General features: G+C 71.9%; 10 protein-coding genes. 8 read left to right on the top strand and 2 right to left on the bottom strand.

The window, feature by feature from the left end; genetic code table 11:
* Positions 1-25 precede the first annotated feature (25 nt).
* The 7 genes from dapF to ACIA8N_RS30850 all read left to right on the top strand — a co-directional run bounded on the left by dapF (position 26) and on the right by ACIA8N_RS30850 (position 11,509).
* On the top strand, positions 26-937 hold the full coding sequence (gene dapF / locus ACIA8N_RS30880; RefSeq protein WP_365785784.1) for a diaminopimelate epimerase: 912 nt from the start codon (positions 26-28) through the stop codon (positions 935-937).
* A complete protein-coding gene (locus ACIA8N_RS30875) occupies positions 934-2,046 on the top strand; it encodes a pyridoxal phosphate-dependent aminotransferase (protein ID WP_365785782.1) in 1,113 nt (370 codons plus the stop codon). The genes dapF and ACIA8N_RS30875 overlap by 4 nt, the downstream gene beginning before the upstream one ends.
* 213 nt (positions 2,047-2,259) lie before the next feature.
* Positions 2,260-5,433, top strand: coding sequence for an amino acid adenylation domain-containing protein (locus tag ACIA8N_RS30870; RefSeq protein WP_365785780.1), 3,174 nt, complete (start codon positions 2,260-2,262; stop codon positions 5,431-5,433).
* Positions 5,426-6,913, top strand: coding sequence for a serine hydroxymethyltransferase (glyA, locus tag ACIA8N_RS30865; protein ID WP_365785778.1), 1,488 nt, complete (start codon positions 5,426-5,428; stop codon positions 6,911-6,913). The genes ACIA8N_RS30870 and glyA overlap by 8 nt, the downstream gene beginning before the upstream one ends.
* Before the next feature lie 77 nt (positions 6,914-6,990).
* Positions 6,991-9,381 carry an amino acid adenylation domain-containing protein gene (locus tag ACIA8N_RS30860; protein WP_365785776.1) on the top strand — a complete coding sequence of 797 codons (2,391 nt, stop codon included), beginning with the start codon at positions 6,991-6,993 and terminating at the stop codon, positions 9,379-9,381.
* Positions 9,378-10,193: an alpha/beta fold hydrolase gene (locus ACIA8N_RS30855; protein ID WP_365785774.1), complete on the top strand. Its 816-nt coding sequence runs from the start codon at positions 9,378-9,380 to the stop codon at positions 10,191-10,193. The genes ACIA8N_RS30860 and ACIA8N_RS30855 overlap by 4 nt, the downstream gene beginning before the upstream one ends.
* Entirely contained in the window at positions 10,190-11,509 is a 1,320-nt protein-coding gene (locus ACIA8N_RS30850; protein WP_365785772.1) for an MFS transporter, read from the top strand. The genes ACIA8N_RS30855 and ACIA8N_RS30850 overlap by 4 nt, the downstream gene beginning before the upstream one ends.
* On the opposite strand, the gene ACIA8N_RS30845 is transcribed toward ACIA8N_RS30850, so the two are convergent.
* Both ACIA8N_RS30845 and ACIA8N_RS30840 read right to left on the bottom strand, forming a co-directional pair.
* Positions 11,496-13,496, bottom strand: a complete 2,001-nt coding sequence (locus tag ACIA8N_RS30845) for a BTAD domain-containing putative transcriptional regulator (RefSeq protein WP_365785812.1) — start codon at positions 13,494-13,496, stop codon at positions 11,496-11,498. The genes ACIA8N_RS30850 and ACIA8N_RS30845 overlap by 14 nt on opposite strands.
* A 141-nt stretch (positions 13,497-13,637) precedes the next feature.
* A complete protein-coding gene (locus ACIA8N_RS30840) occupies positions 13,638-14,336 on the bottom strand; it encodes a LuxR C-terminal-related transcriptional regulator (RefSeq protein WP_365785770.1) in 699 nt (232 codons plus the stop codon).
* A 1,607-nt stretch (positions 14,337-15,943) separates the two neighbouring features.
* Here ACIA8N_RS30840 and ACIA8N_RS30835 point away from each other — a divergent pair.
* Complete coding sequence (locus tag ACIA8N_RS30835) at positions 15,944-17,500, top strand: M28 family peptidase (RefSeq protein WP_365785768.1); 1,557 nt, start codon at positions 15,944-15,946, stop codon at positions 17,498-17,500.
* Positions 17,501-17,609 lie beyond the last annotated feature (109 nt).

Genomic DNA, 17,609 nt, shown 5'->3' with positions numbered 1-17,609 from the left:
GCCCCGCAGCCAAGGGAGTTCATCCGTGAACGACTTCTTCAAATACCAGGCAGCAGGCAACGACTACTTGGTGATCGACCCCCGCCACACCGACTTCCCCGTGAGCCGTGAGGCGATCCGGCTGGTCTGCGACCGGCGGCTGGGCATCGGTGCCGACGGACTTCTCTACGGGCCGCTGGAGCAGCCCCGCCCCGGCGCCCCGGTCTCGCTCGACCTGTACAACTCCGACGGATCCGACTGCGGCAGAAGCGGCAACGGTCTGCGGATGTTCGCGCTCCACCTCGCCGGGCAGGAGCCCGGCGTTTGGGCCGACGGAGGCGAGTTCACCCTTCGTACGGCCGCCGGCGACTCCCCCGTACGGGTCCTCGACGCGTCCGAGGGACGGGTGGAGGTGGGCATGGGGCGGCCCGGCTTCGACGCCGCCGACGTGTCCCTGCTCCGCGAGGACGGGACTCCGCTCGCCGGGCGCGCGGTGAACGTGCCGCTCGCCGTGGACGGCGACGAACTGACCGTCACCTGCGTGTACAACGGCAATCCGCACACGGTCGTACGGGTGGACGACACCCCGACGGCGGAGCTCGCCCGGCGGCTCGGCCCCGGGATCGCCGGTCACGAGCGCTTCCCTGACCGCACCAACGTGCAGTTCATGCGCATGGTGAACCGGTCCGTGATGGAGCTCGAGGTCTTCGAGCGCGGCGCCGGGTACGTGACGGCGTCCGGCGCCGGCGCCTGCGCGGCGGTGTCCGCCGCCCGCGAACTGGGGCTCTGCGAAGCCCGGGTGGAGGTCAGGATGCCCGGCGGCACGGTGGAGATCAGCGTGGCCGAGGACGGCCACGTCACCATGACGGGAGACGCCGAGCAGGTGGCGGCCGGCTCCTTCGCGCCCGCCCTGCGCGCCCGGCTCGACCGGACGACGCCGGCGAAGACCGTACGGTGAGCCCCTCCCCGCACGCGCGGACGACGCGTGACTACCCGATCCAGCGGTGGGTGTTCGAGGACGCCGCAGGGCGCTTCGACATCGACCTCGGCGACAGCAACATGCTCCCCGGGCGCCTCGACTCCCTCAAGGTGCCGGCCGGCCTCGAACTGGACTACGGACACGACCGGGGCCTCGGCGCCCTGCGCGAGGCGGTCGCCGGCCTGTACGGCGGCTCGGCCGAATCGGTGCTCATCACCCAGGGCGCCCAACAGGCGCTCTACCTCGTGTACGCGGCGCTGCTGACCCCCGGGTCGCGAGTGATCGCCTTCCGGCCGGGCTGGCAGCAGTCCTGGGACGTGCCGCCCGAGCTGGGCGCCCGGGTCGACCTCGTCGGATTCCGCCCGGACCTGAGCTTCGACGTCGAGGCCGCCGAGGCGGTGGCCGGGCCGGACGTGCGGCTGATCGTCGCCAACAGCCCGTGCAATCCGACCGGCCGGCGCATCGGGGAGGACGACCTGCGCGGTCTGGCCGCCCTCGCGGCGCGCACCGGAGCCCATCTGCTGCTCGACGAGGAGTACGCGCTCGACCTCTCGCGCTCAGCGGCCGTCGGCAGCGACCGGGTGATCTCCGTGTCCAGCCTGTCCAAGGTGTACGGCTTTCCCGGGCTGCGGGTCGGCTGGCTCTACGGTCCGCCGGCCGTCGTGGAGAGCTGCGCACGGCGCAAGTTCCTGTCCACCATCTCCAACTCGGTGCTGTGCGAGACCCTGGCCTGCGACGTCCTGGCCCACCGCGAGGACCATCTGCGCACGTACCACGAGGTCACCGAAGCCGGGCTCACCCTCGTACGGGACTTCGCCCGGCGCAACGCGGACGCGGTGACCCTCGTGGAGCCCGAGGGCACCCCCTTCGCCTGGCTCTGGCTCACCACGGGGGAGGAACCCCTCGCGATGTGCCGCAGAGCACTGGACCTGGGCGTCCTGCTGATGCCCGGCGAGACCCTCGGAGCCAGTGACGGCTTCCGGATCTGCTTCGCGCGGTCCCCCGAGGCGGTGGCCGAAGGACTGAGCCGCGTGGAGCGGGTCCTCAGACCCTCCACCGCCCCGGCCGGCCCCGCCCCGGTCCGCTGACCCGCCGGGGCTCCGGCCCCCTGGCCCCGGCCCCCGCCGCGGGGGCCGCCGCCCCGGCCCGTCAGGACCCTTGAGTTCCTCACTTCCGCGCCCCAGGCCGATGCGCCGCGCTGCCGCGCCCCGCCCTGCCGCGTCCTCGACCTCCCTCCACGCTGCCCTGACCTGCTTCGCCCTGCCCTGCCCTGCCATGCCCCAAAACGGAGTTCTGTGACGATGAGCATGCACACTGACGAGTCGAACATCCAACTGTCCTTCGGCCAGGAACAGTTGTGGTTCCTGGACCAGATGAGCCCCGGTGAGACCACCTACAACGTCCCGGTGGCCTACCGGCTGCGCGGCCCGCTCGACACGGCCGCCCTGGAAGGCGCCATCAACCTGCTCGTGAAGCGCCACGAGCAGCTCCGGGTCACCTTCCACGCGGCGGACGGCGTCCCCTACCAGGTCGTGTCGCCCGCCGAGGACCGGCCGCTGCCGCTCCGGGACCTCTCCGAGCTGGGCCCCGATGAGGCCGAGAGCGCGCTGCGCGAGGCGCTGCAGACCGAGGCGGACACGCCGTTCGACCTGGCCGCGGGGCCGATCTCCCGGTTCCAGCTGTTCCGGCTGGCCGCCGACCACCACGTGCTCAGCCTCAGCTTCCACCACATCATCACCGACGGCTGGTCCGGCGGTGTGATCAGCCGGGAGATCTCCGCGGCCTACGACGACCTGGCCGCGGGCCGGGCGCCCTCGCTGCCCGAACTGTCCATCGGCTACGTCGACCACATCCAGCGGCAGCGCAAGCAGCGGGCCGACGGCGTCTGGGAGGAGGAGCTGAAGTTCTGGGAGGAGCGGCTGGCCGGCCTCGAAGCGCTCGAACTGCCCGCCGACCGGCTCCGGCCGCCGGAGCCCACGCAGAACGGCGAGACCTTCGTGGTCGACTTCCCCGTCGAACTGCTCACCAAGGCCCGGGCCTTGGCGCACGAGCAGGGCGCCTCCCTGTACATGGTGGTGGCCGCGGCCCTGAACGTCGTACTGAGCCGGTACAGCGGCCAGGACGACATCGCCCTCGGGGTGCCCATGCTCGGCCGCACCGACCCCGAACTCGAGGACGTCGTAGGCCTGTTCATCAACATGACGGTGCTGCGGTGCGACCTGTCGGGCGGTGTCACGTTCACCGAGCTCCTCGAGCGGATCGCCGACGCGAACCTGGACATGTACGACAACCAGGACGTGCCGTTCGACCACGTCGTCGACCGCGTGCAGACGACCCGGGACGCGGGACGCAACCCGCTCTTCCAGATCGCCTGCCAGCTCCTCGGCGAGGCCAGCACCGGCGACTCCCTCGAACTGAGCGGTCTGTCGTCCGAGTCGATCACGCTGGCCACCTCGCGCTCGCGGTTCGACCTGTCCTTCAGCTTCATCGAGGGCGCCGAACGCCTGCGCCTCATCGTCGAGTTCGCCACCGACCTCTACGACCGCTGGCGCGTCGAGGCGATGATCGACCACTTCCGCACGGTGCTCGACGCCGCCGCGGACGCCCCGGAGACCCCGGTCTCCGCGCTGCCGATGCTCTCCGAGGCCGAGCGCGCCGAGCTCCTGGAGGTGGGACGCGGCGCCGACTTCGACTACACCACGGAGCCGGTGCACGCGACGATCGCCCGGATCGCCGAGGAGAACCCCGACCTGGTCGCCGCGGTCTGCCGCGGCGTGGAGATGACGTACGGCGAACTGATGCGCCGGGCCGGCAAGCTCGCCCGGTACATCCGTTCCCGCGGGGTGCGCCAGGAGGAGGTCGTGGCCATCGCCATGGACCGCGACCTGGACGCGCTGGTCGCGATCCTGGGTGTCATGGTCTCCGGCGCCGCCTACACCATCATCGACCCCTCGCACCCCAACGCCCGCCTCGACCACATGTTGCGGGACACCAAGAGCCCGCTGGTCATCACCCGGGCCGCCTCGCTCGGCGACCTGCCGGAGTCGTGCGGCTGGGAGACCGTCCGGATCGACGCGGACTGGGACGTCATCGAGGCGCAGCCGGACGACGAGCCGCTCGAGGAGTGGGCGCAGCCCGCCTCCATGGTCTACGTCCTCTACACCTCCGGCTCCACCGGGCGGCCCAAGGGCGTGATGATCGAGCAGCGCGGCCTGCGCATGTTCATCGAGGCGTACCGGCGCAGCTTCGGCGAGTGGAACACCGAGGACCGGCTCCTGCAGCTGCCCGCGCTGACCTTCGACATGTCCCAGGGCGAGATCTTCGCGGGTCTGATCAGCGGCTCGGCGCTCGTGCTCGTGGCTCCGGAGGACGCCTCGTCGCCGGAGGCCCTGGGGGCCCTGATGCGTGACCAGCGGGTGACCTACGCGGGTCTTTCCCCGGCGATCCTCTCCGTGGTCGAGGCGGGGCCGTACCCGCATCTGAAGTACATCATGGGCGGGGCGGAGGCGCTGCCGGCCGATCTGGTCAACAAGTGGAACCTGCCGGGCCGGAAGTTCGTGAACCTCTACGGCCCCACCGAGGCGTCGGTGGCGACCACCGAGTACCTGTGCGAGCACAAGGAGTGGCAGTCCTCGCCGCCCATCGGCCGGCCCGAGTTCAGCCGGCTGCACTACGTGGTGGACAAGGAGTTCAACCTGGTGCCGGTCGGCGTGCCGGGCGAGCTGCTGATCGGCGGCGACGACGGCCTCGCGCGCGGCTACCTCAACCTGCCGGAGCTGACGGAGGAGAAGTTCGTCCCCGACCCGTTCCTGGGCAAGGGCCGGGTCTACCGCACCGGCGACCTGGTGCGCTGGACCCGTGATCTCCAGATCGACTTCATCGGGCGGCTCGACAACCAGGTGAAGCTGCGCGGGCTGCGGATCGAGCTCGGTGAGATCGAGTCCGGCCTGCTGACGCACCCGAAGGTCCGGATGGCCCTGGTGCTGCTGCGCGAGGACTACGGGGAGAAGCAGCTCGTCGCGTACTACACGGTGCTCGGTGACATCTCGCCGACGGTGGCGGAGCTCCGTGAGCACCTGGGCGCGACGATGCCCGAGTACATGGTGCCGACCGGGTGGGTGGAGCTGGCGGAGTTCCCGCTGACCCCGGCCCGCAAGATCGACCGCACCAAGCTGCCGGCTCCGGTGTCCGGTTCGGGCGACGGGACGGCGAGCTTCGTCGCCCCGGTGACGGCGACCGAGGAGAAGGTGGCCGAGGTGTTCGGCACCGTTCTGTCCGTGACGCAGGTCAGCGCGGACAGCAACTTCTTCGAGCTGGGCGGCAATTCGCTGCAGGCGATGCGGGTGGTGAGCCGGCTCAACAAGCACTTCGGGGTCAAGGTCAACGTCCGGCTCCTGTACGGCGGTGCCTCGGTCGCCACGGTCGCCACGGCCATCGACACGCTGGTGGAGTCGAAGGCGGGTACGCGTGCTTGACGTCCCGCGGGTCTCGATCCCGTCCCCGTCGCAGCCCGTGCCGCCGACGCCCGCAGCACCCGCGCCGGCGCCCCTGCCCGCGCCGCAGAACGGCTCCGGCTCCGCGCAGGCGGTGCTGCTTCGCCGGGGGATGGAGCTGCTGACCGGGACCGACCCCGAGCTGGCCCTGTTCCTCGACCGGGAGGTGGAGCGGCAGGCCATGACCCTCGCCATGGTGGCGTCCGCCAGCGCCGCGGGCCCCGCGGTGCTGGCCGCGGGCGGCGCCGCCCTGTCGAACGTGACGGCCGAGGGCTATCCGGGGGCTCGCTACCACCCCGGTGCGGAGCGGTTCGACGGTGTGGAGCGACTCGCCGTCGACCGGGCCAAGCGTGCCTTCGGCGCCCGTTACGCCAATGTGCAGCCGCATTCCTGCTCCTCCGCCAACCAGGCGGTGCTGGCCGCGCTGCTGCCCCCGGGCGGTGTTCTGCTCGCCCTCGACCTGGACTCCGGCGGGCATCTCACGCACGGGTCCGCCGCGTCGGTGACCGGTCACCACTACCGGGCGGTGCACTACGGCCTGGACGACCAGGGGTTCATCGACTACGACCAGGTGGCCGAGCTGGCCCTCGCTCACCGTCCCAAGGTGCTCATCGCCGGAGCCAGCGCCTATCCGCGGATCCTGGACTTCGCCCGGTTCCGCGCCATCGCGGACTCGGTCGGGGCGTATCTGGTGGCCGACATCTCGCACATCGCCGGTCTGGTGGCCTCCGGGGAGCACCCCAGCCCCATCGATCTGGCGCACGTCACGACCACCAGTACGTACAAGCAGCTGGGCGGGCCGCGCGGGGGGCTGATCCTGATCGGGGAGGAGCACCTGACTCCCGGCCCGGACGCCCGCCGCACCCCGCTCTCCCGGCTGATGCAGCGCGCGGTGTTCCCGCAGTCCCAGGGCACGCCGAGCCCCGCGTCGGTCGCCGCGAAGGCCCACGCGCTCAAGCTGGTGGCGGAGCCGGCGTTCGGGGACACGATGCGGCTGGTCCGTGCGGACGCCGCGGCGCTCTCCGACGCCCTGGGCGAGGCCGGATACCGGGTCCTGACCGGCGGTACCGAGAACCACATGGTGCTCCTGGACATGCTCGACCGCGGCATGACCGGTGTGGTCGCCGAGCGCGCCCTGGAGGAGTGCGGGATCCTCACGAACCGCAACCGCATCCCGAAGGACACCAAGGCGCCGCTCGTCGCCAGCGGTCTGCGTCTGGGCACGAACGTGCTGGCGCAGCGGGGCATGGGGCCGGATCAGATGCGGGTCTGCGCCGCTCTGCTCCACGACGTGCTCAGCGCGACGACCGTGCTCGGTGACACCGAGTTCCGCACCGACCCCGTGGTGCGCGACCGGGTGACGGCCGAGGTGGCCGCCCTGTGCCGCACCCACCCGCTGCCCTTCGGGGCCGGCGTCGGCGCCGCCGATGTCTCCGACCGTGAGCCAGGAGAGAGGTCTTGAGCCGGAACCCGGATTCCATGACGACTCCCGCACCGGATCCCGTACCCGCGCCCCTGACGGGGGGTGCCTCGGCTGCCGTGGCGTCGCCGCCCGTGCTGCTGCCGGTCGATCGTCCACGCCTGCCCGGGGCCGCTCCGGAGCGGACGGGCTCCGCCCGGCTGCCGCTCGGCCCCTCGGCCAGGTCGGCCCCGGAGGGAATCCTCCTGGCGGGCTTCACCGCCCTGCTCCACCGCTGGAGCGGTCAGGCCGACTTCGGCTTCCTCGTGACGGCACCCGGTGTCGGTACGGCGGTCCGCCTGAGCCGTACCGTCACCGGCACGGAGACGGTGGCCGGGCTCGCCGACGGCTCGGCCCCCGTCGGGACGGCGGAGGCCGGGCCGGCGGGTCGGGACGAGTTCGAGCTGGTCCTGCACCCGCCGGGCGAGGAGGACGACGGCCTGCCGGGCGCGGAGCTGCGGTACGCCCCCGAACTCTTCGACCGGGCCACCGTGGTCCGGCTGCTCGACTCCTACCGCACGCTCCTGGAGGACGCGCTCGCGGACCCGGAGCGGCCGGTGTCGCGGCTGCGGCTGCTCCCCGAGGACGAGCTGCGCCGGATGCTCGTCGAGTGGAACGACACCGCGGCGGACCTTCCGCACGACGTCTGTCTGCACACCGCGTTCGAGGCCCGCGCCGCCGGGGCCCCCGACGCCCTCGCCCTGGTGGGCGGTGACCGGAGCTGGACGTACCGCGAGGTGAACGAGGCGGCGAACCGTCTCGCCCACCATCTGCGGGGCCTCGGGGTCGGCCCCGACCGGCGGGTCGGCATCTGCCTGGACCGCTGCGCCGAGCTGCTCGTCGCCGTCCTCGGGGTGCTCAAGGCGGGCGGCGCCTACGTGCCGCTCGACCCCGACTACCCCCGGCAGCGCCTCGCCACGATGGTGGCCGGCACGTCCTGCGCGGTGGTCGTCAGCCGGAGCGGTCCCGCCGACAGCCTGCCTCCCGCGGGCACCGGGCCCGACACCCCCGTGGTGCTCCTCGACCGGGCCGAGGAGCTCCTCGCCGGGCTCCCCGCCCACGATCCGGAGGGCGGCGCCACCCCCGACGACCTCGCGTACATCATCCACACGTCCGGGTCGACCGGCGCCCCGAAGCCGATCGCCCTGCGGCACCGCGGGGTGATGAACAACATCGCCGACCTCAACTCCCGCTTCGGCGTGGGCCCGGGGGACCGGGTCCTGGCCCTGTCGTCGCCCAGCTTCGACATGTCGGTGTACGAGTTCCTCGGGCTCACCGCCGCGGGCGGAACGGTGATCCTGCCGGAGCCGGAGCGGGCGAGGGACCCGGAGCACTGGGCGGACCTGCTCGCCGCCCACCGGGTCACCGTCTGGAACTCGGCTCCCGCTCTCCTGGACATGGTCGTCGACCACCTGGACAGCATCGGTGCCCAGCCGCTCGGCGACCTGCGTCTGGCGCTGCTCGGCGGCGACTGGATTCCCGTGTCGCTGCCCGACCGGGCACGGGCGTTCGCCCCCGCCCTGCGCTTCGTCGCCCTGGGCGGAGCGACGGAGTCCTCGATCCACTCGACGATCTTCGAGGTGGTGAAGACCGACTCCCGCTGGACGAGCATCCCGTACGGACGCCCGATGGCCAACCAGCGCACGTACATCCTCGACGAGGGTCTCCAGCCCGTGCCGCCGGGGGTTCCCGGCGAACTGCACCTGGCGGGGATCGGACTCGCCCGGGACTATCTCGGCCGGCCCGAACAGACGGCGGAGCGGTTCTTCGAGTGGTCCTGCGGCGAGGTGTCGGGCGAGCGTCTCTACCGGACGGGCGATGTGGCCCGGTACGGTCCCGACGGGCTGATCGAACTCCTCGGCAGGGCGGACTTCCAGGTCAAACTGCGCGGTCTGCGGATCGAGCTGGGCGAGATCGAGTCCGTGCTCCGCGCCCATGACACGGTCAGGGAGGCGGTCGTCACCGCGCATCCCGACGGAGCGGGCGACCGGCGGCTCGTCGCCCATCTCGTCGCCGACAGCGGCCGGACCGTGGAGCCCGCGGAGGTCGCCGAGCACGCCGCCCGGTCCCTCCCCGCCTTCATGGTGCCCGGCACCGTGCTCGTCCTGGACGAGCTGCCCCTGACGCCCAACGGAAAGGTCGATCGCAAGGCCCTCCCGGCGCCGCCCGACGACCTCGGCGAGCCGCCGGGGAGCGGCACCGCGCCGTCCACGCCGACCGAGAAGGCGGTGGCCGAGGTCTTCGCGGCCGTGCTCGGCACGTCCCGGATCGGGGCGGACAGCGGGTTCTTCACGCTCGGCGGCAACTCCCTCCAGGCGATGCGCGCGGTCACCCGGCTCAACAAGCACTTCGGGATCCGGGTGAACGTCCGTCTGCTGTACGGCGGTACGACGGTCAGCGGCATCGCACGTGTCATCGACGAGCGGCTCGCACCGCCCGCACCCACCCCGAACGGAGCGCCGACCCCGTGATCGAACCGACCGTCGGCAGTCTCGTCACCCTCCGCGCGGAGGGTGACCTGCTTCCGCTGCACTGCGTCCATCCGGTCTCCGGATCGCCCTTCTGCTACTCGTCGATGGCGCACCGGATCGCCCCGGCACGCCCGGTGTTCGGATTCGAGGCGCCAGGATTCGACGGCGCCTCGGAGCCCCTGACGTCGATCCGCGAGCTGGCCGAGCTGCACACGGCCTCGCTCCGGGCGGACCGGCCGCACGGCCCCTACCAGTTGCTCGGATGGTCCCTCGGCGGGGTCGTCGCGTACGAGATGGCACGGCTCCTCGTCGCCGCGGGTGAGGAGGTGCCGCTGCTCGTCATCGTGGACGCGGCGCTGCCCGGGACGCAGTCGGTGCCGCCCGACGACGAGCTGGCCCGCTACTTCCTGTACGACTTCCTCGGCGTGACCCGTGACCGGGCCCCCGGTGTCGACAAGGCGCTGGCCGGTGTGCGCCCGGGGGCGGAGCCGGCCGAGGTCTTCGCCGCGGCGGAGCTCCACGGCGCCGTACCGGAGGAGTTCGACGCGGAGTTCCTGCTGGAGCGCTACGCCCTCTTCCGTACGCATGTCGTGGCCATGCGCGAGCACCGGCTCGACGCGGTGTACGACGGGCCCACGATCCTGATCAGAGCCGCGGAGTCGGTGGAGCGGCTCCTCGACTGGAGTCCGTACGCGAGCCGGCTCACCGAGCACATCGCACCGGGTGACCACCATTCCGTGTGGCAGGACCCGGGCCTGGCGGCCATCACCGCCGTCGTCAACGAGGCGCTACGAGAGGCGGGTCCGGCATGACGGAGCACGGCACGCCCACCACGTCGGCCCCCGCGGCCGAGGCGGAGGGCCCTCCTCGGTCGCTCTGGCGCGACAGGGACTTCATGGTGTTCTGGGCGGGCGAGGGGCTCTCCCTCTACGGCACCCAGATCACCCAGCTCGCGCTGCCGCTGACCGCGGTCCTGGTCTTCGGCGTGGGCGCCGGGGAGCTGGGCATGCTGCGGTTCGCGCAGCTGGTCCCCTTCCTCGGGCTCGCCCTGCTCTTCGGCGTCTGGGTGGACCGGGTGCGGAAGCGGCCGGTGATGCTGGGCGCCAACCTGGTCCGGATGGTGCTGATCGGGCTCGTGCCGGTCCTGTACGAGTTCGGGCTGCTCACGCTGCCGACGCTGTACGCGCTCGCGCTCGGCATCGGGGTGGCGACGGTGCTCTTCGACGTCAGCTGGATGTCGTACGTTCCGGTGCTCGTGAAGGACCGGCGGAGCCTCCTCGAGGCGAACACCAAGCTGAACGCCACGCTGTCGTCGGCGGACATCGCCGGGCCCGGTCTCGCCGGCACACTCGTGAGCGTGTTCTCGGCGCCGTTCGCCATGACCGCCAACGCCTTCTCGTACGCCCTGTCGGTGGTGTCGCTGCTCCTCATCAGGAAGCCCGAGCCCGCGCCGGCGGTGCCGGAGGAGAAGCGGCGGCTGCGCGTCGAGCTCTTGGAGGGGCTGCGCTGGGTGTTCGGGAACCGCTGGCTGCGTGCGATGGGGCTCGTCGGCTGTTCCTGCAACTTCCTGCTGACCATGGTGCAGACGCTGTTCCTGCTCTACGCGGTGCGCGACAAGGAGCTGTCCGCCGCGGCGGTCGGTTTCGTGATGGGCGCGGCGGCCGTGGGAGGCCTGCTCGGCGCGCTGATGTCCGGGATGGTGGTGCGCCGTCTTTCGGTGGGCACCGCGTACCGGGTGTCGGTGTCGGTCATCTTCCTCGGCCCGCTGCTCATTCCCGCGGCGGGCGGTCCCCGCTGGCTGCTCGTGGGCCTGTTCGTGGCCTCATTCTTCATGGAGTACGTGGGCGCGAGCGTCTCGAACGTGCTCATCGTGAGCCTGCGTCAGACCATCACCCCGCAGCATCTGATGGGCCGGATGACGGCCGCGATGCGCATGCTGCTGTACGGCGGCGGGGCGCTCGGCGGGCCCGTCGGCGGCCTGCTCGCGGCGCTCGCCGGTCTGCACGGTGCCCTGTGGATCGCGGGCCTGCTGTCCGCGGCGATGCTGGTCCCGATCTTCCTGTCCCCGGTCGGCAGGCTGCGCGCCATGCCCACCGGGCCGGAGGACGAGGCGTTCATCTCACGGTGAGGTCCGTCGCCCGCGTGACGTCCTCACGCTGACGGAAGGCGGCCCTCCGGAGGACCGCGGCGCGCCGCAGGACGACGGCGTAGGGTTCGCCCACGTCCGGGTCCGCCGCGTCGAGCCGTGCCAGGGCCGCCCTCCGGTTCAGCATCGGCTCCTGCTGGGCGCACTCGGCCGCGTAGATCCCCAGGAGGTCGTGGAGGCGGTAGCGCTGCCCGTGGTCCTCCAGGAGGTGGTGGGCGACGAGCTGGCCGAGCAGCCGCCGGGCGGTGTCGCGGTCCGTGTCCGCGAGCGACGCGGCGGCGGAGACCGTGATCGGACCGTCCTTGCGCAGGCCGAGGAAGCGGAACATCCGTGCCGCTTCGGCGGGCAGGGCCCGGTACGACGTCTCGAACGCGTCGCGCACGCTCGCGAGGGCGTCGTCGGCGACGGTGAGGCGGTCGAGCCGGCCGCTCTCCCTCGTGTACTGCTCCACGAGGGTCGCCAGCGGGACGCCGGGGTTCGCGGTGAGTGCTTCGGCGGTGATGCGGAGCGCGAGCGGCAGCCCGCCGCAGAGGGCGGCGAGGCGCCGGGCCGCTTCCCCGTGGTCCGTGAGCCGCCCGCCGGACAGGGTGGTGAGGAGCTCGGCGGCCTCGTCGGCCGCCAGTGGCCGGACGGTGACCGTGCGCGCGCCGTCCCTGGCGGCCAGGCCGCCGAACCGCTGCCGGCTCGTGGCCACGACGCAGGACGTGCCGCGCGGGATCAGGGGCCTCAGCTGGTCCGCGCTGAGGGCGTCGTCCAGGACGATCAGCGTGCGTTTGCCGTACATCAGGCTGCGGTAGAGGGTGGCGCGGCCCGCGAGGTCCCGTGGGATGCGCGTGCTGTCGGCTCCGAGGCTGGTGAGCAGATGCAGCAGCGCGTCCGACGCGGTCAGCGGCCTGCCGCGCAGCCCGTTGCCGCAGAGGTCGACATAGAGCTGGCCGTCCGGGAAGCGGTCCGCGAGCCGGTGCGCGAGTTCCAGCACGAGTGCGGACTTGCCGACGCCCGCGGGGCCGTCGACGACGATCACCGGGGTGCTGCGCCGGCCGAACTCGTCGTCGACGAGTGCCTCCAGCTCCTTCAGCTCCGTCTCGCGTCCGGTGAAGCCGCGTGCCACCGGTGGGAGTTGTGCGGGTACGGGCAGTCCGGCGCCCCGTCCGTCACGGGGCCTGGGGGCCACGTTCCCCGCGGGGAGCCGTAACTCGCGCTGTCCGGCGAGGATCCGCCGGTGGAGGTCCTGGAGCTCGGTCCCCGGCTCGATGCCCAGCTCGCGGCGCAACAGCCGGCGGGTCTCCGTGTACACGGTGAGGGCGTGCGCCTGGCGGCCGGCGTGGTAGAGCGCCAGCATGAGCAGCCAGCGGAGCTTCTCGCGCAGGGGTTCGTCGGCCACGGCGCGTGAGAGCTGGTCGACCGCCTCGGCGTATTCGCCGGCCTCCAGCATGACCGCGGCCCACTCCTCGACCGCGGTCAGGCGCAGGTTCCGCAGCCGGACGCCCTCCATGGCGGCGAAGGGTCCCGGGACCCCTGCGTAGGCCTCGCCCCGCCAGAGCGCCAGGGCGTCCTCGTACAGCCGTAAGGTCGTTTCGGCGCTGCCGCCCTCGCGTGACCTGCGGGCGTGGCCGTGCCGCTGGACGAAGAGCGTGGCGTCGACGTCCACCGGGTCGAGCCGCAGGCAGTAGCCCCCCGACGCCGAGGAGAGCACGGCGCTGGCGGCCCTGCTGCCGCGTCCGGGCTCCAGCGCGCGGCGCAGCCGGGCCACGTACGTGTGGACGCCGTTGGCCGCCGTCTCCGGTGTGTCGCTGCCCCAGAGGGCGCTGGTGATGGTCTGTCCGCTCACCACCTCGCCGGCCCGGCTGGCGAGCAGGCTCAGGACCGCGCGCTGTTTGGGTGAGCCCAGCGGGACTTCCTCACCGTCCCGCCAGGCACGTATCGGTCCCAGAAGCTGGATGCGAAGAGACGCCCCCGTGCAGATCATCGTGCCGTTCACCCCTCAGAGATCACCGAGCATTGCAGTGGTCGTGGTCATGACATGTGCGACTGCGCAGCGTGCCGGAAGGGTCGTCACTCGAGGCACGGCCGCGAATGTGATCCGGACACCAGGGCGGCACCAGGCCCTTCAGGGAGCATCGGGCATGCTCCGAAAGGCGTACTGCCGCTCGCCCGTCCCCGCAGGGTCGATGAGCCGCGCCTCCAGCGCCTTGTTGACGGCCCCGATGCGCGAGGCCGCGCCCGGCTTCTCGAAGATGTTCCGCAGGTGCCGCTTCACCGTCGCCTCGGTGATGCCGAGGAGGACGGCGATCCGACGGTCGCTCAGCGCGTCGGCGACATGCGTGAGGATCTCTCGTTCGCGGGGCGAGAGGGGCTGCCCGGAGGCACCGCGGAACGCGGTTCCCGACGTCGCGCTGCACGACGGGGCGATCATGACTTGCGGGTCGCGCGCCATGGCGCCGCGGATGGCGGACAGCAGCGACGCGCGGGGAGCGCTCTTTCGGTCGCGGATCTCCCGCGCCATCGCCTCGCGGCTGCGCCGGGTGGAGTCCCGTACGACGTCGAGCAGCTGGAGGTCGTGCTCGCCCGCGCGGTCCGCGCCGCCCTCGCGGTCAGGGACGTCGGCACGGTCATCGGCGTCGGCGCGGTCAGGGGCGTCGGCGCCTTCCGCGCCGTCCGTCAGTGAGCGCGTGACCGCCGCCTGAACCCGTGCCAGCGGCCGTACAGCGCTCGGTGCGCCGGACGGCCGCGGGGTCGGGGAGCGCTCCAGGTACTCCGCGACGACCTCGACCAGCAAGGATCCCGCACGCACGGCGTGAACCGACACGGCTCCTCCCCGGGCGCTCCGGCCGGCACCCCGCGGGCCCGTGAGCCGCACGGATCGCGGCCCGCCCGATGCCCCGGCACCGGTGCCCGACGGGGCCCAGCAGTCGTTCAAAATTCCATGAACCCGGTCACATACGGAATCCCAGGCTTCCATGTCCAGCCCGAGCGGATTGCGTTCTTCGACGAGCCTGCTCCGATAGGCGTCGAGCAACCCGGCCTCGCCGGAGAGTAAATGCGCGGCCGACCCCTCGTCTTCGACACAAGGACCTCGCCGTGACTTTCCCCGCGCCGATGTGTCGGACACGCCTCCCCCTTCCCCGATGCCCATCCCTCCGCCGGTTCCCTCGACACACGGACGGTGCAAAACGAAGAGAAATGCCGGAGATCGCCGTGATCATGCCGTACCACCAAAAGGACGTCAAGTGGTCGCGCCCATGGAATCAACATGTTCATACGCCATTGACGAGCGACACAAATCCCCCGAAAGAACTCGGACGGCGACGAACGTCCGGCTCGTCGGCTTCCGGTCCGCCCGAGGGCCGCCCAGGACCGCCCGAGGACCACCGAGGGACCGCCGAACACCACTGGCCCCACGGGCGAACACCAGCGGAACACCGTGGCAGGGACGGCCTGACACCACCAGCCGATCCCCCGCCACCCGTCAATGCGGCGCTGACGCGAACGTCTGTTTCCAGCCGACTGGCACCACCCTCCGGGCGCACGACGGACTCATCCCGCATCGCCGCATTCGTGGCGTATCAGGTCACCATGGACTCGAATTCCCTGCCACGTCGCGAAGCACGCCACCATGACTGTCCGAGTGAAATCCAATGGAATACGAAACGGCCGTCCGCCCACAACCCCGAGACCGATACCACAGGCCGAATACTGCGGTCACCCGGAGGACCCGCAATTCTTTCCGACCATTCCGATCCCTCCGGAAAACAATGCATCACGCGGGCGCACGGGTTGCACCGGTAAAGACCCTCCCGCATATCGGGGGGTCCCGCACGCCCGAGGGCGGGGGCTCGTATGCCGAACCGAAGAAGAATGGCCACCGGCGGCCGGGCTTCGGCCGGTCCACGCCGATCCGGGGCCTCGGCTGGCCGCTGAGCGCCGACAACCCCGCCCGGCAGACGCCCCGCCGGGTCACCATCGCCCGTACATCACTCGAACGCCACGACATTCTGCGGCCGTTCCTGTCGTATACCGAACAACCGAAGCGGATTGCCCGGACAGGGCTGCAAATCCTCAAGGAACGGCATGCTCCAGGGAGTGCCGCGACACGTCCGGTCGCCTTCACCCCGCCCGGCCGACTCGCCATGTCCGCGCCATGTCGACTCCGCCACGGGCATTTCCCGTCGGCGGGAGAGAGCGGCGCGGAACTCCCACACTCCCCGAGGGTCGACGGGATGTCGTCAGCCGGCACCGAGGCCGGACGGTGCGGTGCCGGTCCGCCACGCGCCCCTGCCTCCCGCCCCCTCACGAGACCTTCACATGGACGCCATAACTATGGCTGGAATGCAGCGAGTTGTGGCGCGTGTGTTCACAGAACCCCCCAGAGATCGCTAGCTTCCCCTCAACCTCGTTCGCCCCGGGAAGGACCTCGTGAACGCATCCTCTCGCAGAGCCACGGCCACCCTCGCCGCAGCCGCTCTGGCGACCCCGCTCCTCCTGGCCTCCGCCGCACCCGCCTCCTCCCAGCAGGACAGGGCAGGCCGGGACGCCGCCGCGCTCTCGAAGGCGCTCGTTCGCGAGGCGTCCGCCGAGGACGCCTTCAAGCACCTCCAGAGGTTCCAGGCGATAGCCGACTCGGCGGGCGGTCACCGCGTCGCCGGCTCGCTGGGGCACGACGCCTCGGCCGCGCACGTCTACCAGCAGCTGAAGAGGGCCGGGTACGACGTCTCGTACCAGAGGTTCGACTTCATCTACACGCAGACGCTGGCCGAGAAGCTCTCCACCATCACCCCGGCCCCGCACGACATCGAGATCAGGGCGCTGACGTACACCCCGTCGACGCCGGTGGGCGGGGTGACGGCCGAGGTGGCGGCCGTCCCGGTCGACGCCGACGGCACCACCGGCTGCGAGCCCGGCGACTACACCACGGGTACCTACACCGGCAGGATCGCGCTGATCAGGCGCGGCGGCTGCTCCTTCGCCGCCAAGCAGCAGCAGGCCGCCGCCGCGGGCGCCACCGGCGCCCTCATCTACAACAACATCGACGCCGGATACGGTCCGCTCTCGGGCACCCTCGGCGACCCGGCCGCCGCGAAGATACCCACCGGCGGGATAAGCAAGGCCGAGGGCGAGAAGCTCGCCGCCGACCTCGCCCAGGGCCCGGTGACCCTCTCCTTCGAGATCCGCCAGCTCCAGGAGAAGCGTTCCACCAACAACGTGATCGCCGAGACGAAGAACGGCGACGCCGCCGACACCGTGATGCTCGGGGCCTCGCTCGACTCGGTCCTCGCGGGTCCGGGCATCAACGACAACGGCTCCGGCGCCGCCGGACTGCTCGACGTCGCGCTCAAGCTGGCCAAGAAGGAGAAGCACCCGCGGAACAAGGTGCGCTTCGCCTGGTGGTCGGCCGCGGAGAGCGGCCTGCTCGGCTCACACCACTACGTCGCGAACCTCACGCCGCCCGCCAGGCAGGAGATCAGGCTCTACCTGAACTTCGAGCTGATCGCCTCCGCGAACCACGGCCTGTTCGTGTACGACGGCGACAACTCGGACGGCGCCAACACGCAGACCGCCCCGGCGGGCTCCGACCGTCTCGAGCGTGACATCACCGCGTTCCTCGGCACGAAGGGACTGCCGCACGCCGGCACGCCGTTCGTCGCCCGCTTCGACTACGGCCCCTTCGTCACCGCCGGCATCCCCTCCGGCGGTACGTTCGCCGGCGCGGAGGGCCTCAAGTCGCCTGCCGAGGCGGAGAAGTTCGGCGGGACGGCGGGGGTCGCGTTCGACCCGAACTACCACGCCGCCGGGGACACCCTCGACAACATCAGCATGACGGCGTTCGAGCGCAACATCGACGTCATCGCGAACGCCGTCGGCACCTACGCGCACGACCTCGGCAGCCTGCGGCAGCCGTCCGCCGCCGGGCGGTCCGACATCCGGCCGACCGCCGGCGCACCCGAGGGCGTCGGCCCCGGCGTGACCGAGTAGTACGGCCCCCACCCCGCACTCCCGGTGCCGGCGCGCCGTCCGACGGCCCGGCACCGGCGGTCGTGCACCGTCCCACGGCATCCCGCGACCCATACGCACCGCCCCAGAC

Source organism: Streptomyces sp. NPDC051822, assembly GCF_044452745.1.
GTDB lineage: Bacteria > Actinomycetota > Actinomycetes > Streptomycetales > Streptomycetaceae > Streptomyces.
This window is presented reverse-complemented; position numbering and strand designations above follow the sequence as displayed.

Coding starts and splice junctions, on each gene's coding strand:
- ACIA8N_RS30845 (WP_365785812.1), bottom strand. CDS start 13,496: ATGATCTGCACGGGGGCGTCTCTTCGCATCCAGCTTCTGGGACCGATA.
- ACIA8N_RS30870 (WP_365785780.1), top strand. CDS start 2,260: ATGAGCATGCACACTGACGAGTCGAACATCCAACTGTCCTTCGGCCAG.
- ACIA8N_RS30850 (WP_365785772.1), top strand. CDS start 10,190: ATGACGGAGCACGGCACGCCCACCACGTCGGCCCCCGCGGCCGAGGCG.